We start from the raw sequence: 23,472 nt of genomic DNA, 5'->3' as shown, positions 1-23,472 counted from the left end.
TCCCAGTCAAAGGGCATGACCAGTCGATTACCAGGAGCGACACACCAATTTCACTCCGAAGTCTGAGCGATCACCGTGCCCGCTGAGGTGCGGAGATGTCCATCTCCGACATATATCCATTTGGTGGAGGTCAGTTCGGGCAGCCCCATCGGGCCGCGCGCGTGCAGCTTCTGGGTGGAGATCCCGATCTCCGCGCCGAAGCCGAACTCCCCGCCGTCGGTGAACCGCGTGGAGGCGTTGACCGCGACCGCCGCCGAGTCGACCAGGGCCACGAAGCGGCGGGCTGCCCGCTGGGAGCGCGTCACGATGGCCTCGGTGTGCGCCGAGCCGTACTTCCTGATGTGCGCCACCGCGTCCTCCAGGGAGTCCACGACGGCCGCGGCGATGTCCAGCGAGAGGTACTCGGTGTAGAAGTCGTCGTCGGTCGCGGGCACCACCTCGCCGTGGGCGGCCACCCGCGTGTCGCCGTGGACCGTCACGCCCGCCTCCGCCAGCGCCGTCAGCGCCCGGGGCAGGAACTCCGCCGCCGCGTCGGCGTGCACTAGCAGCGTCTCGGCGGCGTTGCACACCGAGGGCCGCTGGACCTTGGCGTTCAGCAGGATCTCCAGCGCCAGCGCCGGATCGGCGTCGGCGTCCACGTAGACGTGGCAGTTGCCGACCCCGGTCTCGATCACCGGCACCGTGGACTCCTCCACGACCGAGTTGATCAGCGACGCCCCGCCGCGCGGGATCAGCACGTCCACCAGGCCGCGGGCGCGCATCAGGTGCTTGACCGAGTCACGGGTCAGGCCGGGCACGAGCCGCACCGCGTCGGCGGGCACGGCGGTCTCCGCCAGGGCGTCGCGCATCACGCCGACCAGCGCCTGGTTGGAGGCGTACGCGCTGGAGGACCCGCGCAGCAGCGTGGCGTTGCCGCTCTTCAGGCACAGCGCGGCGGCGTCCACGGTCACGTTGGGACGGCCCTCGTAGATGATGCCGACCACGCCGAGCGGGACCCGCACCTGCCGCAGCTCCAGCCCGTTGGGCAGGGTGTTCCCGCGTACCACCTCGCCGACCGGGTCGGGCAGCTCGGCGATGTCGCGCACCGCCCGCGCGATCGCCTCGATCCGCCCCGGGTCGAGCCGGAGCCGGTCGATCATCGCCTCGGCGGTGCCACCCTCGCGCGCCCTGGCGACGTCGGCGGCGTTGGCCTCGACGATCTCGGCCGACCTGGCGACCAGCGCGTCGGCGATCGCCAGCAGCGCGGCGTCCTTCTCCGCCCTGGCCAGCGGGGCGAGCACGGCCGCGGCCTCCCTGGCCGACGCGGCCACCGCGCGGAACTCTGCTTCGTCAGACATGGGATGCTCCAGTGAGGTCGGGTTCGAGCAGGACGATGTCGTCGCGGTGGATCAGCTCACGCTCGTACTCCGGCCCCAGCGAGCTGGCCAGCTCCCTGGTGGACCTGCCGAGCAGGTCGGGGATCTCCGCGGCGTCGAAGTTCACCAGCCCCCTGGCGACGATGTCGCCGTGCGGGCCGCACAGGTCGACCGGGTCGCCGGCGCTGAAGTCGCCCTCGACCCCGGTGACGCCCGCGGGCAGCAGCGACTTGCGCCGTCCGACCACCGCCTCCACCGCGCCGGAGTCCAGGTGCAGCCGCCCGCGCCCGGTGGCCGCGTGGGCGAGCCACAGCAGGCGGGTGCCGGGGTGCCGGCCGCCGGGGTGGAAGTAGGTGCCGACGTCGGCGCCGACGAGCGCCTGGGCGGCGTGGGCGGCGGCGGTCAGCACCACCGGTATCCCGGCCCCGGTGGCGATCCGCGCGGCCTGGACCTTGGTCACCATGCCCCCCGTGCCGACCCGCCCGGACGACCGGCCCAGCTCGACGCCCACGAGGTCCTCGGGGCCGCGCACGTCGGTCAGCCGGTTGGCGCCGCCGGGGCGCCGGGGATCGCCGTCGTAGAGGGCATCCACGTCGGACAGCAGCAGCAGCGCGTCGGCGTGGATCAAGTGGGTGACCAGGGCGGCCAGGCGGTCGTTGTCACCGAACCTGATCTCGTCGGTGGCCACCGTGTCGTTCTCGTTGACCACCGGGACGATGCCCAGCTCCAGGAGGCGGTCCAGGGTGCGCTGGGCGTTGCGGTGGTGCGAACGGCGCATCATGTCGTCGGCGGTGAGCAGCACCTGGCCGACGCGCAGGCCGTAGCGGGCGAACGAGGAGGTGTAGCGGGCGACGAGCACGCCCTGGCCCACCGAGGCCGCGGCCTGCTGGGTGGCCAGGTCACGCGGCCGGGTGGGCAGGCCGAGCGGCCCGAGACCGGCGGCGATGGCGCCGGAGGAGACCAGCACGATCTGCGTGCCGGAGGCCCGTCGTGCGGCCAGGACGTCGACGAGCGCGTCCACCCGGTCCACGTCGATCGTCCCCTGCGGGGTCGTCAGCGACGACGACCCCACCTTGACGACCAGACGCGACGCGGTGCGGACTCCCCCGCGCTCAGAATTCACTCGTCTTCTCCACTTTCTCGCTCGGTCGCTCAGCCGATTCTGCTGTCGGAGCCACGCGGCCCCCGGCGCGGCATGCCGCCGCTGATCGACGGTCGCCAGTCGAAGACGTAACCGCCCTCCATCGGCCCGATGATCACTTCGGCGCCCTCGGTGGCGCCCGCCTCGACCAGCGCCTGCTCGACGCCGAGACGCTCCAGCCGGTCGCCCAGGTAGCCCACGGCCTCGTCGTTGGTGAAGTCGGTCTGCCGGATCCAGCGCTCCGGCTTCTCGCCGGTGACCTGGAAGGTGTTGTCGTCCACCCTGCGGACGGCGAAGCCCTCCTCGCCGAGCTGCTTCGGCCGGATGACCAGCCGGGTCGGCTCCGGCACCGGGGCCGCGGCGCGGAACGCGGCGACCATCTCGGCCATCGCGAAGGACAGCTCGCGCAGGCCCTCGTGAGTGGCCGCCGAGATCGTGAACACCCGCAGGCCGCGCTCGGTGAGCATCGGCGTGACCAGCTCGGCCAGTTCGCGGGCGTCGGGCACGTCGGCCTTGTTGAGCACCACCAGGCGCGGGCGGTCGTCCAGCTCGCCGTAGGCGCGCAGCTCGGACTCGATGACGTCGAAGTCGCTCAGCGGGTCGCGGCCCGGCTCCATGGTGGCGCAGTCCAGCACGTGCACGATGGTGGAACAGCGCTCGACGTGCCGCAGGAACTCGTGGCCCAGCCCCTTGCCCTCGGACGCGCCGGGGATCAGGCCGGGCACGTCGGCGATGGTGAAGATGGTGTCGCCCGCGGTGACCACGCCCAGGTTGGGCACGAGCGTGGTGAAGGGGTAGTCGGCGATCTTCGGGCGGGCCGCGGACAGCGCCGCGATCAGCGAGGACTTGCCCGCGTTGGGGAACCCGACCAGCGCCACGTCGGCGACGGTCTTCAGCTCAAGGACCACGTCGAGGCGGTCGCCCGGCTCGCCGAGCAGCGCGAAGCCCGGGGCCTTGCGCCTGGCCGAGGCCAGCGCCGCGTTGCCCAGCCCGCCCTGGCCGCTCTTGGCGACCACGTAACGGGTGCCCACGCCGACCATGTCCACCAGCACCTCGCCGGTGGCGGCGTTCTTGACCACGGTGCCGTTCGGCACCGGGAGCACCAGGTCGGCGCCACGCGCGCCGTCGCGGTTGGAGCCCTCGCCCTGCCTGCCGTTCTGCGCGGCGCGGTGCGGGCGGTGGTGGTAGTCGAGCAGAGTGGAGGTGTTGGCGTCGACCTCCAGGATCACCTCACCGCCCCTGCCGCCGTCGCCCCCGTCGGGCCCGCCGAGCGGCTTGAACTTCTCCCGGTGGACGGAGGCGCAGCCGTTCCCGCCGTCACCCGCCCGTACGTGGATGACGACCCGGTCTACGAAGTCGGCCACTGCTTCTTCCCCGTCCCATCAAGATGTGAGAACACGAACAGGGGTGGACCGCGTGAAGGCGATCCACCCCTGTCGGAAAACGTCTAACCGGCGCGGATCTACTCCGCGGGCGGGACGATGCTGACCGCGCGCCTGCCGCGCTTGCGGCCGAACTGCACGTGCCCGGCGACCAGCGCGAACAGCGTGTCGTCGCCACCGCGGCCGACGTTGTCGCCCGGGTGGAAGTGAGTGCCGCGCTGACGGAGGATGATCTCACCCGCGTTGACCAGCTGACCGCCGAAACGCTTCACGCCAAGACGCTTGGCGTTGGAGTCACGGCCGTTCCGAGTGGACGACGCGCCCTTCTTGTGTGCCATCTCGTAAACTCCCGTAACTCAGGACTGGTCGATTCCGAGTACCTTCACCTGGGTGTACCGCTGGCGGTGACCCTGGCGCTTCTTGTAACCGGTCTTGTTCTTGTACTTCAGGATGCGGATCTTGGGGCCCTTGGTCTCGCCCAGGATCTCGGCGGAGACCGTGAACTTACCGGCCTCCGTGGTCACGTCCCCGTCGTTGACGACGAGGAGAGTCGGCAGCGACACCGTGGAACCGACCTCGCCGGCGAGCCTGTCCACCTCAAGGACATCGCCGACGGAGACCTTCTGCTGCCTGCCGCCGCAACGAACGATCGCGTACACCGCGGAACCCTTCTGCTTCGTGCTCGCTGGATGCTGCGCCCCGCATCCGGTCACCGTCATTGTCTGGACCGACGAACCGGGAAGGCGCGCGAACAGGGCGCGTCTACGGACGCACCGATTGACTAGGGTACCGGATATCGGCAGCCCTGGTCGAACCGGGCGGATCGTCGGACCGGCCGGCCGCCGGCCGGATATCGGCCGCTAGTCGGCTTGCTTGGCGGTCCGTCGGGAGCGTCGCCGCCCCCTGCTCGTGACCTGGGCGCTCTGATCGTCGTCAGCCCGGTCACCGCCAAGCGCATCGGTCACGGTATCACGACCGGCCTGGTCTCCGGCGGCGACAGCGGTAGCATCGCCGTTCTTCGACAGCTTGCCGGCCACGGCCTTCTCGATGGCCATCTTGCCCTGGGTGCCACGCGGCTCTGGGACGGCCGGAGCGGGCTCCGTGGAGACGTGCAGCCCCCGGCCGTTGCAGCACTCGCACGGCGTCGAGAACGCCTCCAGAAGGCCCTGTCCGACCCGCTTACGGGTCATCTGGACGAGCCCCAGCGAGGTCACCTCGGCCACCTGGTGCTTGGTGCGGTCGCGTGCCAGGCATTCCAGCAGGCGCCGCAGCACCAGGTCCCGGTTGCTCTCCAGCACCATGTCGATGAAGTCGATGACGATGATGCCGCCGATGTCGCGCAACCGGAGCTGGCGGACGATCTCCTCGGCCGCCTCCAGGTTGTTGCGCGTGACCGTCTCCTCCAGGTTTCCGCCCTGGCCGGTGAACTTGCCGGTGTTCACGTCGACCACGGTCATCGCCTCGGTCCGGTCGATGACCAGGGAACCGCCGCTGGGCAGCCACACCTTGCGCTCCAGCGCCTTGGCGATCTGCTCGTCGATGCGGTAGGCGGCGAAGACGTCTCCGTCGTCCTGCCAGCGGTTCACCCGGTCGGCCAGGTGCGGGGCGACGTAACGCACGTACTCGTCGACCGTCTCCCACACGTCTCCGGCGACCACCAGCGAGGAGAAGTCCTCGTTGAAGACGTCGCGGACCACGCGGATGGTCAGGTCGGGCTCGGAGTACAGCAGCTCGGGCGGGCTGGCCGACTTGGCCTTACGCTGGATGTTCTCCCACTGCGCGGACAGCCGGGCCACGTCGCGGTCGAGCTCCTCCTCCGAGGCGCCCTCGGCGGCGGTCCTGACGATGACGCCCGCGTTCTCCGGCGTGACCTTCTTCAGGATGGCCTTGAGCCGGGAGCGCTCCTTGTCGGGGAGCTTGCGGGAGATGCCGGTCATCGACCCTTCTGGGACGTAGACCAGGTAACGGCCGGGCAGGCTGATCTGGCTGGTCAGCCGGGCTCCCTTGTGCCCCATCGGGTCCTTGGTGACCTGGACGAGCACGGACTGCCCCGACTTCAGCGCGGCCTCGATCCGCTTGGGCTGGCCCTCCAGCCCGGCGGTGTCGAAGTTCACCTCGCCCGCGTACAGGACGGCGTTGCGGCCCTTGCCGATGTCCACGAACGCCGCCTCCATCGAGGGCAGCACGTTCTGCACCTTGCCCAGGTACACGTTGCCCACGTAGGACTGGCCGGCCTCGCGGTCCACGTAGTGCTCGACGAGCACGCCGTCTTCCAGCACGGCGATCTGGGTGCGGCCGGCCGTCCGGCGCACCACCATGACCCGCTCCACGGACTCGCGGCGGGCCAGGAACTCCGACTCGGTGATGATCGGCGGTCGCCTGCGGCCCAGCTCCCTGCCCTCGCGGCGGCGCTGCTTCTTCGCCTCCAGGCGGGTCGAGCCGCGCACGCTCTGCACCTCGTCGATGGAGGTGCTCATCGAGCCGCCGCGGCCCGCGCGCGGGGCGCGGATCCGGACGACCGTGTTGGGCGGGTCGTCGGCGGACGGCTCGGCGCCTTCCTCGCTGCCGCGCCTGCGGCGCCTGCGCCGCCTGCGCGAACCGGCCGAGGCGTCATCGTCGGCGTCGTCGTCGGCCTGCTCCTCCGCCTCGGCGTCGGCCGAGTCGGCGTCGTCGCCATCGGCGTCGTCGCGGTCGCGGACCTTGCCCCGGCCGCGCCCGCCGCGCCTGCGCCTGCGGCGCCTGCCGCCGCCCTGCTCGTCGGCGTCGTCGTCGGCCTCGTCGCCCTCGGTCTCGTCGATCTCCTCGGCCTCTTCGGGCTCCGGAACCTGCTCCTCGGCGGGCTCCTCCTCACGCACCGGCTGCGGCGCGGCGGCGGGCCGCAGGGCCTCGCCCACGCGCGGCTCGGGGGCCTGGAAGAGCGGGGTGAACACGGCCGCGGGCGGGGTGTAGCTCACCGCGGGCTCGGCGTAGCGGAGCTGCGCCTGCGCGGCCAGCCCGAACGGGTCGGCCAGGACGCCGGGACGGGCGGACTCCTGCCCGGCCTCGCCGTTCTCCTCGTCGAGGTCTTCACCGGCGGGCTCGTCGTCCAGCGGCTCGTCGACCGGCATGGTGAGCAGCTCTTCGGCGCTCGGGACGGCGGGGGTGGGCTCGGCGGCGGTGGATCGTTCCGCCTCCGGCTGCTCCTCCTCGGCGGCCTTGCGCCGGACGCGGCGCCGCTTGACCGGCTCGGGGGCCTGCGCGGCCTCCTCTTCCGCCGGAGCGGGCTCCGGAGTCTCCGGCTGCTCCTCCTCGGCGGCGGCCTTCCTGGTACGGCGGCGCGTGGTGCTGGTCGCGGCACCGGTCGTGGTGGCCGTCGAGGCGGTCCGGCGGCGCGTGGCGCGCTTGGGCGCGGCCGTCTCGGCGGCGTCCTCCGCCACAGAGGTCTCTGGCTGCCCTGACTGCTCAGCCGTCTCTGTCTTCTCGGCGGCGGGTGCGGCCGGCTCGAAGGCGGGACGGGTCAGGGGAACCGAGGGGGCCGAGCCGTTACGGGTCTCGGGCTCCGCGGGCTCGGGCGGAGGACCGGCCGGACGGCTGGCCGCCCGGCGGCGGGGTGTGGTCGTGGGCTGTTCTGTTGTATCGCCATCGGGGCCCCCGGCCCCGGCGATGGGCTCGTTGTCGAGCATGCGGGCGTTCTCCCGTCAGCTCCCGGGCGCGTCGCCGCGCCGCGCAGAAGCTCTCGTCGCTGCTGCCCACTCGCCCTCGCGGGCGGGTGGCAAAGTCCTATAGGTCGCCGACGACTTGCCCGACCGGTCCCGCCTCGGCGCCGCGCGTGAAATCGCGGTCAAGGCCGAGCGGGTCGGCGGGTTCACCGGTTGCCTCGTCCAGCGGCCCCTGCGCCAGCCTGGTCACCTCGGGGGGCACCGGCGGCGCGAAATCGGCCACGAGTCGAAGAGCCGTGAGAACATCGTCGGGTCGAACGGCAGGAGTTGCGTGCCGTACCACCATGTGAAGTATGACACATGAGCGTACCGGCGTCTGACCTGCTGTTCCGCCTGCTCCTTCGGGAGTCTCGCCCGTGACCGGGCCGTCCATCGTCAGCACCAGCACCGCACCGCGCGCGTCGAAGCGGCGAATGCCCTTCTTCGTGAGCCGCTCGACCTCCACACGCTCGGCGGCGAGGAACTTCTCCACCGCGGTCACGGCGAGGCCGGGGTCGGCCTCGGGGAGGCGCAGCTCCCACCTGGACGCCTCAAGCCTGTCGGCCAGGGCACCTTCGCGTGCCTCGACGACTTCGAGTACGTCAAGGCCGGGCGGGAGAGAGGCGTCGAGATCCGCTTGGATCCGCTCGGGCTCACACGGCGCGGTCACGCCGATCTCCAGGTATTCCGCCTCACTGGCGACCCCGGTGGGTACCGCGCCGGCGTAGGAGATCTTGGGGTGAGGAGTGAAGCCCGCGCTGAACGCCACCGGTATTCCGGCACGGCGCACGGCACGCTCGACGGCTCGCGTGATGTCACGATGGCTGGTGAAGCGCAGTCGGCCACGCTTGGCGTAGCGCACACGAAGGCGCTGCGTCACAGGCACGGGCGAGGGCCCTTCAGGAACAGGTTTCAGTGTGCTGTTGTCCCTTCTTACAACAATCCATGGTCTGGTTGTCATCCCAGGATAAGCGCTGTGCGGTGGAAATCCTCCCGCAGGGGGCGGCCGGTAGGGGTCACACAACGGTGAGCGGCAGCAGCTTGCGCCCCGTCGGGCCGATCTGGATCTCGGTTCCCATGGTGGGACACACGCCACAGTCGTAGCAGGGGGTCCACCGGCAGTCCTCGACCTCGCCCTCGCCGATGGCGTCCTGCCAGTCCTGCCACAGCCACTCGCGGTCGAGCCCGGCGTCGAGGTGGTCCCACGGCAGGACCTCGTTCTCCTCGCGTTCGCGCGTGGTGTACCAGGCGAGGTCGATGCCCGCGGATTCGGCGCCCCGGGCCCAGCGGTCGTAGGAGAAGTGCTCGCTCCAGCCGTCGAAGCGCCCGCCGTCGGCCCAGACGGCCTCGATCACCGCGCCGACCCGGCGGTCGCCGCGCGACAGCAGGCCCTCCACGATGGACGGCTTGCCGTCGTGGTAGCGGTAGCCGATCGCCCGGCCGAACTCCTTGTCGCCGCGCAGCGCCGCCTTCAGCGCGGACAGGCGGCGGTCGACCGTCTCGGCGTCGCACTGGGCGGCCCACTGGAACGGCGTGTGCGGCTTGGGCACGAACCCGCCGATGGACACCGTGCACCGCACGTCGCGGGTGCCGGTGGCCTCCCGGCCCGCCTTGATGACCTTCTTGGCGAGGTCGGCGATGCCGAGCACGTCGTCGTCGGTCTCGGTGGGCAGGCCGCACATGAAGTAGAGCTTGACCTGCCGCCAGCCCTGGCCGTAGGCGGCGGTGACGGTGCGGATGAGGTCTTCCTCGCTGACCATCTTGTTGATCACCTTGCGCATCCGCTCGGAGCCGCCCTCGGGTGCGAAGGTGAGGCCGGAGCGCCTGCCGTTCCTGGACAGCTCGTTGGCCAGGTCGATGTTGAAGGCGTCGACCCGCGTGGACGGCAGCGACAGGCCGGTCTGGGTGCCCTCGTAGCGGTCGGCCAGGCCCTTGGTGACCTCGGCGATCTCCGAGTGGTCGGCCGACGACAGCGACAGCAGGCCCACCTCGTTGAAGCCGGACTCGGTCAGGCCGGTCTCGACCATGTCGCCGATGGTGGTGATGGACCGCTCGCGCACCGGGCGGGTGATCATGCCCGCCTGGCAGAACCGGCAGCCCCGGGTGCAGCCGCGGAAGATCTCCACGCTGAACCGCTCGTGGACCGTCTCGGCAAGCGGGACCAGCGGCTTCTTCGGATAGGGCCACTCGTCGAGGTCCATCACCGTGTGCTTGTGCACGCGCCACGGCACGCCCGGGCGGTTCGGCGCGACCCGCCTGATCCGGCCGTCGGCGTGGTATTCGACGTCGTAGAACCTCGGCACGTAGACACCGCCGGACTCGGCCAGGCGCATCAGCAGGCCGTCGCGCCCGCCGGGGCGGCCCTCGGCCTTCCACTCCCTGATGACCTCGGTGATGGCGATGGCGATCTGCTCGCCGTCGCCGAGCACCGCCGCGTCGACGAAGTCGGCGATCGGCTCGGGGTTGAAGGCGGCGTGCCCGCCCGCGAGCACGATCGGGTCGTCGTCGCCTCGGGCGTCGGTATGCAGCGGGATGCCGGCCAGGTCGAGCGCGGTGAGCATGTTGGTGTAGCCCAGCTCGGTGGCGAACGAGACCCCGAGCACGTCGAAGGCCCGCACCGGCCGGTGCCCGTCCACGGTGAACTGCGGCACGCCCTCGGCGCGCATCAGCGCCTCAAGGTCGGGCCAGACCGCGTACGTGCGCTCGGCCAGGGTCTCCGGCAGCTCGTTGAGGATCTCGTAAAGGATCGCCACGCCCTGGTTCGGCAGGCCCACCTCGTAGGCGTCCGGGTACATCAGCGCCCAGCGAACCTGCGCGTCGTCCCAATCCTTGACGGTCGAGTTGAGCTCACCCCCGACGTACTGGATCGGCTTTTGCACCTTGGGCAGCAGCGCTTCCAGGCGGGGAAAAAGTGACTCGACAGACATGGGCCCAAGGGTAGCGGCTCAGAAGGGCCGCCATTGGCGGTCGTCGCCCGCGCGCAGCGACGCGAGCCGGAAAGAGAGGATCTCCGCGGCGGCCGGATCGCGGTGCGCGTTGCGCAGCACGGCGGTCAGCGTGCGCAGCTCCCGCATGTCGCGCAGCACCGGATAGCCCTCCCATCGGCCGACGTCATAGCCGTACGCCCGGCAGAAGGCCGCGCGCTCGGCGGGCGTGTAGCCGAACCGGGCGCCCTGGAGGGTGGGCACCAGGTCGATCTCACGCGGCCCCGCGCTCACCGAATCCCAGTCGCACAGCAGCAGCCGCCCGGATGCACGGATCAGGTTCCCCCGGTGTGCGTCACCGTGGATCAGCCCGTACGGCAGGGCGAACTGCAGCCGCTCGTAGTAGGTCTCGGCGAGCGCGGAGCAGCGGTCGAGCAACCAGTCGCGATCTCCGTCGCCGAGTACGCGGCTGACCTCGATGGCCGCGCGTACCGGTCCGAACGGGTCGTACACCGGCAGCTCGAAGGGGACCGGCGGCAGGTCGTGCAGCCGCCGGAGCATCGGGCCGAGGGCCGCCGGATCGTGCCGATCGCCCTGGTCGTCCTCGTGATGCCAGAAGGTGACCAGGAAACCCTCCTCCGCGACCGGCTGCCGCACGTCGAGCGGCCTGGTCGCGGGGTAGCCCTGGCCGGCCAGCCACCTGGTGACCCGAAGCGAGGTCACCAGACGGTCGTACTTGCCGGGGGCCGGCTCCGCCAGGCGCACCACGGCGTTCTCGGCGGGCAGGTGGTAGACGGTGGTGGCGAAGCTGCGCAGCAGGCGCGCTCCGGCCGGGTCGAGCCCGGCCCCGGTGCACGCCCGCGTGAGGGCCGCGCCCGCCGCGGTGAGGAGCCCGTCTCCCGCGCTGATGGTCATCGGCCGACTCCCTCGTTGAGCGCCGGTACCGCCTGCGGCAGCCCCGTGGCGCAGAAGCTCTCGATCCTTCGTGCCGTGCTCTGCCAGTCGGAACGCCCGGAGAGCAGCTCGCCGCCCTCGCCCAGGGTGATCGCCAGGCTGCTGATCCGGCGTTCGGGAGGTAACGCGAGCAACGGCGCCACCACCCGGTCCGCGCCGTCGGAGTCGTCCTCCATCAGGTGCGCGATCAGCAGGTGGGCGCGGGCCATCGCCTCGCAGCCGTAGGAGCGGTTCTGACCGGCCCCGGCCTCGTAGGAGGCCAGCGACGCCTCGCCCTCCTCGATCGCCCTGGCGGTGTCGCCCAGGTGCAGCCAGGCCACCGAGGCGTAGTAGTACTGCTTGGCGGGCAGGAACGCGAACTCGCCGCCGATCTCGTCGTGCAGGTCGTCGCGGCCGGAGCCCCTGGCGTCGGCGGCGCGGGCCAGGGCGTCGGCGGCCTCCTCGCGCTGCGACATCTTGGCGCAGGCGCGGGCCCGCAGCATGTACAGGCGCGCCCCGCCGGAGCCGGTACGCATGTGGGTCAAGCCGTTTTCGGCGTATCCGGCGGCCTCGTGGTAACGCTCGTCCCACAGGGCGACCGACGCCTGCATGCCGCGCGCCCAGCCCATCAGCGAGCGGTGCCCGGCGACGTTGCCGTAGGTCCAGGCGGCCCTGGCGAAGGTGTCGGCGGGGCCCCGGCGGCCGAGGTCCATGCTGACGTTGGCCATCAGCCCGCACAGCGCGCCGGTCAGGAAGTACAGATCCCTGGCCTGGCCGGGGTGGACCCGGCGTTCGAGCGCCTTTCTGGTGCGTTCCTGTAACGCCCGCATCTCCACGAACAGCGGCAGCGGTGACTCCCACACGTAGCGGCGGCCCAGCCAGGTCATCTCCGCGCGCAGCCGGTCGAGCGCGCCCGGGCCCAGCTCGCTGGCCTCGGCGCGCTCCGCGTGCTCGCCCGCCTCGTCGGCCGCCGCCGCGATCGGGTCGAGCGTCGGCGTCGTCGCGGCGCGCAGGTGCTCGGGGGTGTAGTCGTTGGCGAAGCCGAGCTGGACCGGCCCGGTCTCGAACAACCGCGACAGCAGGTCGGTGTACTCCCGGTCGGGGCGCGCCCCGGCCTCCCACTCCCGCCAGGACCGCTCGGTGAGCCCGCGGCGGCGCACGCCGTCACGGTCGCACATGGCGTGGAAGTTCTCGATCGCCTCCTCGACCGTCCAGCCGCAGGCGAGGCGGAAGCATTTGAACCGCGACGCCTGGGGGCAGCACGCGTGCACCTCCTCGGCGATGCGGTGGATCACCTCCGCCGTGACCGACGCACCGCGTAGGTCCGCCAGCGCGCGCTCCCGCACGATGGAGGCGCATGTCTGCACCGAACGCTCGCCTCCACGCCGATCCTGCGCCCGCAGCGTCATGCGTTCTCCTTCGTATCCGGTGGCGGGCCGTGATAAGCCTGCTCCGGCGGCGGTGCCTGCATGGGCACGATGGTGCCGCCACTGCGCAACTGGGCGGTGAACAACTGGCCACACAGGCTGCCGGGGGTGTCCGCGAACCACACCTGCGGGGGATCGCCCGCCGCGGCGGCCGCCCAGCGCCCGCCGCCGTACACGATCCGGTAGTCGGGAAAGGCGATGCGTAGCAGCTCAAGCGCTCGGTTACGCAGAGCGGCCTCCTGCCCCTCGGTCAAGAGAGGCGGTCGTTCCGGCATCACGGCTCCTCGGTCATCGAGCGTTCATCCCCCGACCCGGGTATGTTCCCAGGATGTTCGCTTGACGCACGCGCCGGTAGTGAGAGCCGCATGTCACCACCATGAGAACGGCTCTCCGTTAGGGATGTGCCCTAAAAGCGCCGGTCTCGTATGTGAATCGCCTGCAACAGGCCGACCGCTACCAGATTGGTGAACGTGGCCGTACCACCGTAGGAAACGAACGGCAGCGGCAGCCCGGTGATCGGCATGATGCCGATCGTCATCCCGATGTTCACGAACGCCTGGAAGGCGAACCAGCAGACGATCGTGCCCGCCACCAGTGTGCCGAACCGGTCCTCGCACTGCCACGCGATTCGCACCCCGCGCAGCAGCACCACGCCGATCAGCGCCACCACCGTCACCGACCCGAGGAACCCGAACTCCTCGCCCGCCACCGTGAAGATGAAGTCGGTGTGCTGCTCGGGCACGAACCGCCCGGTCGTCTGTCCGCCGCCGAACAGCCCCTTGCCGAACATCTGCCCCGAGCCGATCGCGTTCAGGGCCTGCGTGCTGTTGTAGCCGACCCCGCGCGGATCCGTCGAGGGGCGGATGAACGCCGTGAACCTCGCCACCTGGTAAGGCTCCAGCAGCCCGAGGAACCAGACCGCCGCGCCCGCGCCCGCCGTGGCCAGCCCGAGCACCGCCACCCAGCGCAGCCGCACCCCCGCCACCACCAGGGCGCTGGCCGTGATCACCCCGACCACCATGGTGGTGCCCAGGTCGGGCTGGAGCATCACCAGCCCGATGACCAGGCCCGCCGCCCCCAGCGAGAGCAGCACGTCGAGCCCGCGCGGGCGGTCACCGCCCTCGACGGGCTGCGCCATCAGCATCGCCAGCAGCAGCACCAGGCCGAGCTTGGCGAACTCCGAGGGCTGTACGGCGAAGCCCGCACCGAGCATCACCCACGAGTGCGAGCCGTTGACCGTCGAGCCCAGCGGCGTGATCACCACGACCAGCCCGGCGATCGACAACGCGTAGATCAGCGGCGCGTACGCCCGCAGCAGCCGGTGGTCCACCATCGACACCACGCTGTACAGGGTCAGCCCGATCGCCACGTTGAGCACGTGCTTCTTGACCAGGCCCGTCGCGCCCGGCGCCCAGGTGCGAGTGGAAGACCACACCAGGAGGGTCCCGATCACGGTCAGCGCGAGCACCGCGACGAGCAGCACCGCGTCCATTCGCCACACCGCGCTCGCCGATGCGGGCACCCGGTGCGGCGGCACCCGCCTGTGGGCGGCGGGGGCGATCAACGATCCACCAGCCCGTCCGGCCTGATGACGGGCAACCGGCCGGCCGCGCGCATCCCCGGCAGCGCGGGCGCCGACTTCTTGCCGCCCTGCGGGGCGATGCCGAACATCTTCTCGTAGATCTCGCGGACGGCGGGGGCCGCCGTCGAACCGCCCATGCCGCCCTGCGAGACCATCACCACGACCACGAAACGGGGGTTGGACGCCGGGGCGAACGACGCGAACCAGGAGGTGTCCTCCTTGCCGTACACCTCCGCGGTGCCGGTCTTGCCGCCGATCCGGACCAGGTCCATCGGGAACCCGTTGAACGCGCCGGCGGCGGTGCCGTCCGAGGGCACCTCGCTCAGCGCCCGCCTGATGTAGCCGCGCTGCTCGGGCGTGATCGGCAGCTTGGCCGTCACGGGCGACTCGATCCGCTCCACCAGCCGGCCGTCCGGGCGCATCCGCGCCCAGCCGATCCGCGGGCTGCGCAGCTTGCCGTCGGTCACCAGCGCCGAGTAGGCGCGGGCCAGTTGCAGCGGGGTGACCAGCACGTCGCCCTGCCCGATGGAGAAGTTCGCCGCGTCACCGGCCCGCAGCCGGAAGCCCTCAAGGCAGTTCTCGTGCGCCAGGCGCTTGAGGAACGTCGCGCGGCTCGGGCTGGTCTTGGCGACCTCCGGAAAGCCGACCTTGGCCCGCCTGCAGTTGTCGTTCCTGGTGGCCGCCCACATCTCCTTCTTCCAGGCGCGGTCGGGGATGCGGCCCGGCGACTCGCCGGGCAGGTCGATGCCGCTGCGGCTGCCGAACCCGTACGCCCGCGCGGTCGCGGCCATCGGCTCCTTGGTCGGGCCCTTCGGGTTCAGTCCGCCGTCGCGCAGCCACTGCTCGAAGGCCGCCCGGTAGAAGATCGTGTCGCACGACTTGACCAGCGCCTGGTGCAGGGTCAGCACGCCCAGGCCCTGGCCCCGGAAGTTGCTGAACGGCCGGCCGCCGACCACGAACGAACCGGGGCAGCTGTACTTGCCGTTGAGCGGGTAACCGTCGGTGAGCATGGCCGAGACCGAGGAGATCTTGAAGGTGGAGCCGGGGGCGAACTCGCCCTTGGTGGCGCGCGACACCAGCGGCTTGCCGTACTTCTCCGACAGTAGCCCGCGGTACTCCGCCTCGGAGATGCCGCCGCTCCACACGCCCAGGTTGTACGTCGGCGCGCTGGCCAGCGCGAGCACCCGGCCGTTGCGGGGGTCGAGCACCACCCCGGCCGCGCCGTCGGCCTTGGGCGCCCGCTTCATCGCGTTCGCCAGCGCCCGCTCGACGATGGCCTGCACCTTCGCGTCGATGCTGGTGATCAACGTGTCGCCGGGGACGGGGGCCACCTGCCGCTCCACGCCGAGCACCTTGCCAAGGCGGTCCACCTGCACCCTGCGCAGCCCCGGGACGCCGCGCAGCACGTCGTCGTAGACCGACTCCAGCCCGTCGCGGCCGACCACGTCGACGCCGGAGAACGCGTCGGCGAGCCCCTTGCGGCGGTCCAGCTCGCCCTGGGTGACCGGCTGCAGGTAGCCGAGCATCTGCGCGGCCCCGCTGCCCATCGGATATTCCCGGAACGCCTGCACCTCGGCGGTCACCCCGGGGAACTCCTCCTGGCGCTCCAGGATCTGCAGCGCCTGCCGGGTCGAGACGCCCTCCTCCACCGGGATCGGCTGGTACGGCGACCCCGGCCAGCACGGGCGCGTCACCCCCGGCCCGCACGACCTGATCCGGTCGCGCAGCGCCTTCACCGGCTGGCCGAGCACTCCGGCGAGCCGCTGCAGCACCTCCTGGCCGGTGTCTGGCATCCGGTTGAGCGCGGTGCGGTCCACCGACACCACCAGGGCCGTCCGGTTGCGCACCAGCGGCCTGCCGTGGGCGTCGAGGATCTGGCCGCGCACCGCGGGCACCATCACGTCACGCGTGCGGGTCTCCGTCGCGGCCGAGACGTACTGCGCGCCGTGCACCACCTGCACCTGCCACAGGCGCACGCCGAGCACCGCGAGGATCGTCAGCACCAGCACGTGGACCACGAGCAGGCGGGCGCGGATCCGGGTCATCGTCAGGCCACCCCTCTCGTGCCGTCGGCGGAGTGCGCGACGGGGGGCCGTACGGAGTGCTCACCGCGCCGTGTGCGCCCGAACAGGCGTCCCACGCCCCAAACCACCAGGGGCGCCGCCAGCAGGTTGCACACGACGGCTCCGGGCAGTCGCGACAGCATCGCGGTGCCGGTGATGCCCGGCGTGCCGATCAGCGCGGCGACGGCCGCCGCGAGCAGCGGCGCGGCCACCGCGGCCAGGATCGCGGCGGGCACCACGGCCGCCGCGGTGCGCTCGACCATCCGGCCCACCAGGAACCCGATCAGGCAGAAGACCAGCGCGCACTGCCCGGCCACATGATGCGCGGGCGGCAGCAGATCCACCGCCAGCCCCGTCCCGAACCCGATCACCGCCCCCGCCACGGGCCCGCGCTGCGCCGCGCACGCGACCACCACCAGCAACACCAGATCAGGCGCCTCTCCCCCCGGCAACGGCACCCTGTTCACCAATGTCACCTGCACCAACAGCGCCAACCCCACCAAAAGCACCGTAACCACTACAAACCCCCGCCCTCCAAAGCTGTCGTCTCCGGGCGCGCCCGGACGGTCCTGGGGGCGGGTGGTGGCATGGCGGGGGCGTTCATCGCGGGCCCGTGTCGTCGAGTGGGCGGCCTCGCCAGTCGGTGACGATCGGGTGGCGGTGGTCGTCCGGGGAGCGGCCGGGGAGGCGGTCGAGCGGGCGATCCGGCGCCTGGCCGAGCGGACGGTCGCGGGGCCGGTCGAGTGGGCCCCCGAGAAGGCGGTCCGGGTCCACCGGGCCGCCGAAGCGGCGTTCCCGTTCCACCGGACGGTCGAAGGGCCTGTCGCCTCCGCGCCCCCGCGCCCGCTCCCGTGCCGGTTCCGCGGGCGCGGGCCCATCGGTCCTGGACGGCTCGGGCGAACCGGCGGTGCGGTCGTCGCGGCCCACCGCGCGGGCCTCTCGGGCCCGGTCACCGTCCTTCTTCCGCTGCGCAGGACGTTTCTCCCCCGGCCCGCGCGGACGCGGCGGCAGCACCGCGTCCCTCGGGTCGCGCGGCGGCCCCCCGACCACCACGCCCACCACGTCGAGCGACGTCAGGTCCGCGTACGGCCGGGCGTACGCGATCCTGGTCAGCTCCCCCGGCGTCGCCTCGACCCGCTCGATCACCCCCATCGGCACCCCGGCCACGTACGGCACGCCACGCTGCGACCCGAAGCTGACGATCCGGCTGCCCGCCGCGATCGGCGCCGAGGAGTCCAGGAGCCGGAACAGCACCAGGCTCTCCGTCTCGCCGACCCCGTGCACCACCCCGATCTCCCGGCCGCCCTCCAGCCGCGCGCCCGCCGCCGACGAGGGGTCGCTCAGCAGCAGCACCGTGGACGTGGTGCGCGCCGCCTGCACCACCCGCCCCACGAGCCCCTCACCGTTGATCACGGTCATCTCGCGCCGCACCCCGTCGGCCGAGCCCACGTCGATCTCTACCGCGTCCTCGAAGCCGGGCAGCCCACGCCGGGCGACCACGTTCCCTGAGACGATCTTGTACCCGCCCCGCCCCGCGAGCCCCAGCATGGAGCGCAGTTCGTCGGAGCGCTGCCGGTCGAGCCGCTGCGCGCTCAGTTGCCCGCGCAGCCGGGCGTTGTCCGCGCTCAGCTCGGCGACCCGCCGCCGCGAGGACGGCGCCGCCGCGACCGACGAGAAGAAGTCCCCCACGGGACGCACGACGTCGGCGACGGCCTGCTCCGCCGTACCGAAGAGGGACGCGCCGGCGATCCTGATCGGCCCCAGCGGTGAGCCCGGCCCGGCGCGGTGATCGACGGTGATGAGCACCAGGGCGGTCGCCAGCAGCAGCGCCAGGATCAGCCGGGTCCGGCGGGTGTCGCGCATCAGTGCCGCGGCTCCGGCACCAGCACCTGCTGAAGCGCCTCGAACTCCTCGACGCACTTGCCGGTGCCCAGGGCGACCGAGTCGAGGGCGTTGTCCACGAGATGGACGGGCATGCCGGTTTCGTCCCGCAGCCGTTCGTCCATGCCCTTGATCAGCGCGCCGCCCCCGGTGAGCGCGATGCCGCGGTCCATCAGGTCGCCGGACAGCTCCGGCGGGCAGCGGTCGAGCGTGGTCTTGACGGCGTCCACGATCGCGTTGACCGACTCCTCGGTCGCCTTGCGGATCTCGTGGGCCGACACCACGATCGTCTTGGGCAGGCCGCTCACCAGGTCGCGGCCGCGCACCTCGGCGTGGCCCTCGTCCTGCTGCTCGCAGGCCGAGCCGATGGCCATCTTGATCTCCTCGGCGGTGCGCTCGCCGAGCATCAGCGAGTACTCCTTCTTCGCGAAGGTCATGATCGCCTGGTCCATCTCGTCGCCCCCGACGCGGATGGACTGACTGGTCACCACGCCGCCCATGGAGATGATCGCGACCTCGGTGGTGCCGCCCCCGATGTCCACCACCATGTTGCCGGTCGGCTCGTGCACCGGCAGCCCCGCGCCGATGGCGGCCGCCATCGGCTCCTCCACGATGTAGACCTTCCGCGCGCCCGCCTGGTACCCGGCCTCCTTGACGGCCCGCTGCTCCACGCTGGTGATGCCGCTCGGCACCGCGACGATGATGCGCGGCTTGGCGAAGTGTCGGCGGCGCAGCACGCGCTGGATGAAGAAGCGCAGCATCCGCTCGGTCACCTCGAAGTCGGCGATGACGCCGTCCTTGAGCGGGCGCACCGCCATGATGTTCCCGGGGGTCCGGCCGATCATCCGCTTGGCCTCGACCCCGACCGCCACGATCTTCCCGGTCATGGTGTTGAGCGCGACGACGGAGGGCTCGTTCAGCACGATGCCGCGGCCCCGCACGTAGACCAGCGTATTGGCCGTGCCAAGGTCAACGGCCATGTCTCGGCCGAGGAAAGCGAGCTTGCTACCCATGGGGACGCCGAACCTTCCGTACGTCGATCAGCGGACGGTCACGTACCGCATTCGCATCGTAACGTGACGTACCCACCGTCAAGCGCAACGAGCCACCCGGTCCTGGGAAAAACTTGGCTTAGCCCGGCAACGACCACGAGGGACGCCGGAGTACGGCGTCCCTCGTTTCGGGCATGCGGCCTCCCGCCGGACGGCGGCGGCCCGGCGACCTAGAAGCGGTCCGGGAAGAAGATCTTGATCTCGCGCGCGGCGGACTCCGGGGAGTCGGAGCCGTGCACAATGTTCTCGCCGATCTCCAGCGCGTGGTCGCCCCTGATCGTGCCGGGCGCGGCCTTCACCGGGTCGGTGGCGCCCGCCAGCGCGCGGAACGCCTCGATGGCACGCGGCCCCTCGACGGCCAGCGCCACCAGCGGCCCGGAGGTGATGAACTCGACCAGCTCACCGAAGAACGGCTTGGCGGAGTGCTCGGCGTAGTGCGCCTTGGCCGTGTCGGCGTCGAGGGTGCGCAGCTCCAACGCCACGATCTTGAGGCCCTTGCGCTCGATCCGGCCGATCACGTCGCCGACCAGCCCACGCGCGACGCCGTCGGGCTTGACCAGGACAAGTGTGCGCTCGGACACTGTGGTTCTCCTTCAACCAGGAAGCTCTCGCGAAATGCGGTGAACGCGCGAAGCCTATCGTCACCGGGGCGATGTGCCGCCTTCCGGAGAGGGGGTGGGCGGCGGCACCGAGGGCCGGTCCACCGGCGGAGGGTCTTCTCCGTCGTCGTCCGAATCATCACGATCTTCCCCGTCGCCACCGCCGCGCTCGTCGCCATCGGGCATTTCGAGCACGACGGCGCCCCCCGCCGCGGCCGACGCCCGCCGCGCCAGGAAGGCGCCCGCGACGATCACCAGCACCACGAGGAAGCCGCCGACCAGCGCCCACAGGCGCAACGCGGAAAGGAACGCCTCCATCAGCGCCTGCCGGGACGTCGCCGCGCGCAGCCCCGGCATCTGGATGCCGCTGGCCAGCAGGAACCCCGACAGCATCGCCGGGAAGCACAGCGACAGCGCGTAGAGGGCGCCGCCCAGGCCGGTCGAGGCGAAGGAGGCCGCGAGCGCCACCGCCGCGCCCGCGACGATCAGCCCGAACGGCGCCAGCAGCACGATGCCCTGCTCGGCGGGCACCAGGAACCAGACCGCGCACAGCCCGGCCACCAGCGCCACCAGCCCGGCCTCCCCGATGCGGGTCAGCGCCTGCGCGCGGGCGCGGACCGCCGGCCACGCCCCGGCCAGCGCCAGCACCACGGTCAGCGCGAACGCGGGCCACAGCCCGGACAGCCCCGGGCCGCCCATGCCGCCCAGTTCCATGTTGGTGACCTGCGCGCCCGTGGGCAGCACCACCGCGCCCACCACGACCATCGCGAACGCCGCCTGCCGCGCGCCACGCCCCTCGAAGGAGCCGCCGAGCGCCGCCATGACCAGCAGCGCGAGCAGGCACACCGCGGACGCCAGCACCACCACCGGCTGCGGCCAGTCATAGGAGATCCCGAACGCCAGGACGGCGATGCCCACGGCGGGCGCGAGCACGAGCGCCGCCCGCTTCGGCCCCGACTCGCCCTCGCGCGCGCCGATACTCGCGGCCTCCCGCGCGTCGCCCGCGAACATCCGGACCACCATGTAGAGCGCGGCCAGCGCCAGCGCGACCCCGGTGAGCAACGGATACGGCTGCAGGGTGACCCGCCAGCTCGCCACGTCGTCGAGCGGCCACAGCGCGAGCGCCTGGGCCCCCACCATGCTGACGGCCAGCGTGGCGGCCCACAGCGCCCGTAGCGCCGTCGCGCGCTCCCACACGGCCACCAGGGTGGCCGGGACCAGCAGCCCCGCTCCGACGCCGTGCAGGGCGCGCAGCGTGCCCACCATGCTCACCGTGTCGGCGAAGCCGCCCGCGACGTCGGCGACCGCCAGTATGGTCAGGCCGCCGACCAGCACCGGAGCCGCGCGCACCCGGCGCACCAGGAGCACGGCGAGCGGCACGGTCAGCATCATCGCCGGCAGGGCGAGCCCATGGGCGCGGATCATGTCGCTGGGCGGCACGCCGGGCGGAAGCAGGGCGGAGACCACCGAGACGGTGTTGGGGACGGCGACGATCGCCAGCGGGAGGGCGACCACGACGAGCAGCCCGAGCACCACGTCGTACGCCCGGGCGGCACGCAGGTCACGCGAGAGCGGCGTCGCGGCTCCGGCGGTGACCGCCTGGGACCGCTGAATGAGGGGGTCGGCCATGTAGGCCGACTTTAGCGCGAAGTCACTCCCTCGACACGGCGAGCGACGAATATCGCCGTTATCCACAGTGCGGCGAAGATCACACCGAGGAAGAACATCGGAAATACCAGGAAGCCCGTGGCGATCACCAGAATCTGCAGCACACTTCCGGCTATGTAGGCGAACGGGCGCTTGAGCAGACCCGCGACCACCACGCACAGCAAGGCCAGGCCGAGCCCGACCGCCAGGGCCGGACCGGGGGCGGTGCCGTCCAGGTTAATGGCCACCGGAACGGTCAGGCCGACCACGATGGCCTCCATGCCGAGCACGGTGGCGCACAAGCGGCGCATGCCTGGCGTCACCTGGAACACGTCGTCACTCCTTCCTCAGATGCCTTTGGCGTGCAGCAGGTGGCGGGCGTCTCCCGCCGTCACCACCGATCCGGTGATCAGCACACCGGTGCCGCTGAACTCGCCGCCTTCGTCGGCCAGCCCGATCGCGATGTCGATGGCGTCGTCGAGCCGCGGCGCGACCCGCACGCGATCGGCGCCGAACAGGCCTTCCGCCAGCTCGGCCAGCTCCCCTACGTCCATGGCGCGGGGGGAGGAGTTGCGGGTGACCACGATCTCGGCGAGCACCGGCTCCAGCAGCTCCAGCAGGCCGCGCACGTCCTTGTCGGCCATCACGCCGACCACGCCGATCAGGTGGGAGAAGTCGAAGGAGTCGTGGACCGCCTCGATCGAGGCGCGCATGCCGCCCGGGTTGTGGGCGGCGTCCACCAGGACTGTGGGGCCGCGGCGAATGACCTCCAGCCTGCCGGGAGAGGTGACGCCGGCGAACGCCTGCCGTACGAGGTCCTGCTCCAGCGGCTCGTCGCCCGCCGTCAGCAGCTCCACGGCCGCCAGGGCGCACGCGGCGTTGCTCGCCTGGTGCGCGCCGTACAGCGGCAGGAAGACCTCCTCGTAGACGCCCTTGAGGCCCTGGAGCCGCAGCAACTGGCCACCGAAGGCCAGCTCGTGGCCCAGCACGCCGAATTCGAGCCCCTCACGGGCCACCACCGCGTCGACCTCGGCCGCCCGGCGCAGCAGCACCTCGGCCACCTCGACCTCCTGCTGCGCGATCACGACGGTGCCGTCCGGCTTGATGATGCCGGCCTTCTCCCCCGCGATGGTCACCACGTCGTCACCGAGGTAGTCGGTGTGGTCCAGCGAGATCGGCGTGATCACCGACACCACGCCGTCCGCGACGTTCGTGGCGTCCCACGTGCCGCCCATGCCGGTCTCCACGACGGCCACGTCAACGGGGGCGTCGGCGAACGCCGCATACCCCATCGCGGTCAGCGTCTCGAAGAACGACACCTTGCCGAGCCGCTCGTCGATCATCTCGATGTACGGCAGGACGTCCTGGTACACCTCGACGAACCGCTCCTCGGACAGCGGCGCCCCGTCCACGCAGATCCGCTCACGGACGGACGTCAGGTGCGGACTGGTGAACCGGCCCACGCGCAGGTTGCGCTCGGCGAGCAGACTCTCGACCAGCCGGGCGGTGCTCGTCTTGCCGTTGGTGCCGGCGATGTGCACGACGGGATAGGAGCGCTGCGGCGTGCCGAGCACATCCATGAGCGCGTTGATCCGATCGAGTGTCGGATCGAACTGCCACTCGACGCCACGGCCCATGATGGCCTGCTCTACCTCGCGATACTCCACATGACCAACCCTACTGATCCCACAGGGTGCCAAGCCCGCCGCCCCGAGTGCGGCAAACAAGAAAGGGGAGGGGCTCCCAGCGCCGAAGCGCGGGAACCCCTCCCCTTCATATTCAAAGATCGTGCGGCGGCGACCTACTCTC

The 23,472-nt window shown here is 71.7% G+C and carries 20 protein-coding genes; all 20 read right to left on the bottom strand.

Annotation, left to right across the window (positions count from 1 at the left end; genetic code table 11):
• Window positions 1-50 precede the first annotated feature (50 nt).
• The 20 genes from P3X83_RS21960 to P3X83_RS21865 all read right to left on the bottom strand — a co-directional run bounded on the left by P3X83_RS21960 (window position 51) and on the right by P3X83_RS21865 (window position 23,300).
• On the bottom strand, window positions 51-1,337 hold the full coding sequence (locus P3X83_RS21960) for a glutamate-5-semialdehyde dehydrogenase (protein WP_277307039.1): 1,287 nt from the start codon (window positions 1,335-1,337) through the stop codon (window positions 51-53).
• The gene (gene proB, locus P3X83_RS21955) at window positions 1,330-2,478 is read right to left on the bottom strand and encodes a glutamate 5-kinase (RefSeq protein ID WP_277307038.1); all 1,149 of its coding nucleotides are present in this window, start codon (window positions 2,476-2,478) and stop codon (window positions 1,330-1,332) included. Before proB ends, P3X83_RS21960 begins: the two co-directional genes overlap by 8 nt.
• Before the next feature lie 29 nt (window positions 2,479-2,507).
• On the bottom strand, window positions 2,508-3,860 hold the full coding sequence (gene obgE / locus P3X83_RS21950; protein ID WP_277307037.1) for a GTPase ObgE: 1,353 nt from the start codon (window positions 3,858-3,860) through the stop codon (window positions 2,508-2,510).
• Window positions 3,861-3,958: 98 nt separating this feature from the next.
• Window positions 3,959-4,216 (bottom strand): 50S ribosomal protein L27, encoded by a 258-nt coding sequence (gene rpmA / locus P3X83_RS21945; RefSeq protein ID WP_277307036.1) that lies wholly within the window; start codon window positions 4,214-4,216, stop codon window positions 3,959-3,961.
• Between the two features lie 18 nt (window positions 4,217-4,234).
• Window positions 4,235-4,537: a 50S ribosomal protein L21 gene (rplU, locus tag P3X83_RS21940; RefSeq protein WP_277307035.1), complete on the bottom strand. Its 303-nt coding sequence runs from the start codon at window positions 4,535-4,537 to the stop codon at window positions 4,235-4,237.
• A gap of 201 nt (window positions 4,538-4,738) precedes the next feature.
• The gene (locus tag P3X83_RS21935; protein ID WP_277307034.1) at window positions 4,739-7,540 is read right to left on the bottom strand and encodes an Rne/Rng family ribonuclease; all 2,802 of its coding nucleotides are present in this window, start codon (window positions 7,538-7,540) and stop codon (window positions 4,739-4,741) included.
• Between the two features lie 97 nt (window positions 7,541-7,637).
• Window positions 7,638-8,417, bottom strand: a complete 780-nt coding sequence (locus tag P3X83_RS21930) for a TIGR03936 family radical SAM-associated protein (protein WP_346742732.1) — start codon at window positions 8,415-8,417, stop codon at window positions 7,638-7,640.
• A gap of 154 nt (window positions 8,418-8,571) precedes the next feature.
• Entirely contained in the window at window positions 8,572-10,482 is a 1,911-nt protein-coding gene (locus P3X83_RS21925; RefSeq protein WP_277307033.1) for a TIGR03960 family B12-binding radical SAM protein, read from the bottom strand.
• A gap of 18 nt (window positions 10,483-10,500) precedes the next feature.
• Window positions 10,501-11,394 (bottom strand): aminoglycoside phosphotransferase family protein, encoded by an 894-nt coding sequence (locus tag P3X83_RS21920; protein WP_277307032.1) that lies wholly within the window; start codon window positions 11,392-11,394, stop codon window positions 10,501-10,503.
• Window positions 11,391-12,821, bottom strand: coding sequence for a hypothetical protein (locus tag P3X83_RS21915; RefSeq protein WP_277307031.1), 1,431 nt, complete (start codon window positions 12,819-12,821; stop codon window positions 11,391-11,393). Before P3X83_RS21915 ends, P3X83_RS21920 begins: the two co-directional genes overlap by 4 nt.
• Window positions 12,818-13,114, bottom strand: a complete 297-nt coding sequence (locus P3X83_RS21910; RefSeq protein ID WP_277307030.1) for a hypothetical protein — start codon at window positions 13,112-13,114, stop codon at window positions 12,818-12,820. The genes P3X83_RS21915 and P3X83_RS21910 overlap by 4 nt, the downstream gene beginning before the upstream one ends.
• Window positions 13,115-13,245: 131 nt before the next feature.
• Window positions 13,246-14,403, bottom strand: a complete 1,158-nt coding sequence (gene rodA, locus P3X83_RS21905; RefSeq protein WP_277307029.1) for a rod shape-determining protein RodA — start codon at window positions 14,401-14,403, stop codon at window positions 13,246-13,248.
• A complete protein-coding gene (gene mrdA / locus P3X83_RS21900; RefSeq protein WP_277307028.1) occupies window positions 14,400-16,466 on the bottom strand; it encodes a penicillin-binding protein 2 in 2,067 nt (688 codons plus the stop codon). The genes rodA and mrdA overlap by 4 nt, the downstream gene beginning before the upstream one ends.
• Window positions 16,467-16,468: 2 nt before the next feature.
• Complete coding sequence (mreD, locus tag P3X83_RS21895; protein WP_277307027.1) at window positions 16,469-16,993, bottom strand: rod shape-determining protein MreD; 525 nt, start codon at window positions 16,991-16,993, stop codon at window positions 16,469-16,471.
• A gap of 91 nt (window positions 16,994-17,084) precedes the next feature.
• Window positions 17,085-18,347 (bottom strand): rod shape-determining protein MreC, encoded by a 1,263-nt coding sequence (locus tag P3X83_RS21890; protein WP_277307026.1) that lies wholly within the window; start codon window positions 18,345-18,347, stop codon window positions 17,085-17,087.
• Window positions 18,347-19,378, bottom strand: coding sequence for a rod shape-determining protein (locus P3X83_RS21885; RefSeq protein ID WP_277307025.1), 1,032 nt, complete (start codon window positions 19,376-19,378; stop codon window positions 18,347-18,349). Before P3X83_RS21885 ends, P3X83_RS21890 begins: the two co-directional genes overlap by 1 nt.
• 209 nt (window positions 19,379-19,587) lie before the next feature.
• Entirely contained in the window at window positions 19,588-19,998 is a 411-nt protein-coding gene (gene ndk / locus P3X83_RS21880) for a nucleoside-diphosphate kinase (RefSeq protein WP_277307024.1), read from the bottom strand.
• A 60-nt stretch (window positions 19,999-20,058) separates the two neighbouring features.
• Complete coding sequence (locus P3X83_RS21875; protein ID WP_277307023.1) at window positions 20,059-21,645, bottom strand: hypothetical protein; 1,587 nt, start codon at window positions 21,643-21,645, stop codon at window positions 20,059-20,061.
• A gap of 11 nt (window positions 21,646-21,656) precedes the next feature.
• Window positions 21,657-21,995 (bottom strand): DUF4233 domain-containing protein, encoded by a 339-nt coding sequence (locus P3X83_RS21870; protein ID WP_277307022.1) that lies wholly within the window; start codon window positions 21,993-21,995, stop codon window positions 21,657-21,659.
• A 15-nt stretch (window positions 21,996-22,010) separates the two neighbouring features.
• A complete protein-coding gene (locus tag P3X83_RS21865) occupies window positions 22,011-23,300 on the bottom strand; it encodes a folylpolyglutamate synthase/dihydrofolate synthase family protein (RefSeq protein WP_277307193.1) in 1,290 nt (429 codons plus the stop codon).
• Window positions 23,301-23,472 lie beyond the last annotated feature (172 nt).

This window comes from Spongiactinospora sp. TRM90649 (assembly GCF_029382225.1).
Classification (GTDB): domain Bacteria; phylum Actinomycetota; class Actinomycetes; order Streptosporangiales; family Streptosporangiaceae; genus Spongiactinospora.
Note: the sequence above shows the minus strand (reverse complement) of the source record. Positions and strands in the feature narration are given on the sequence as shown.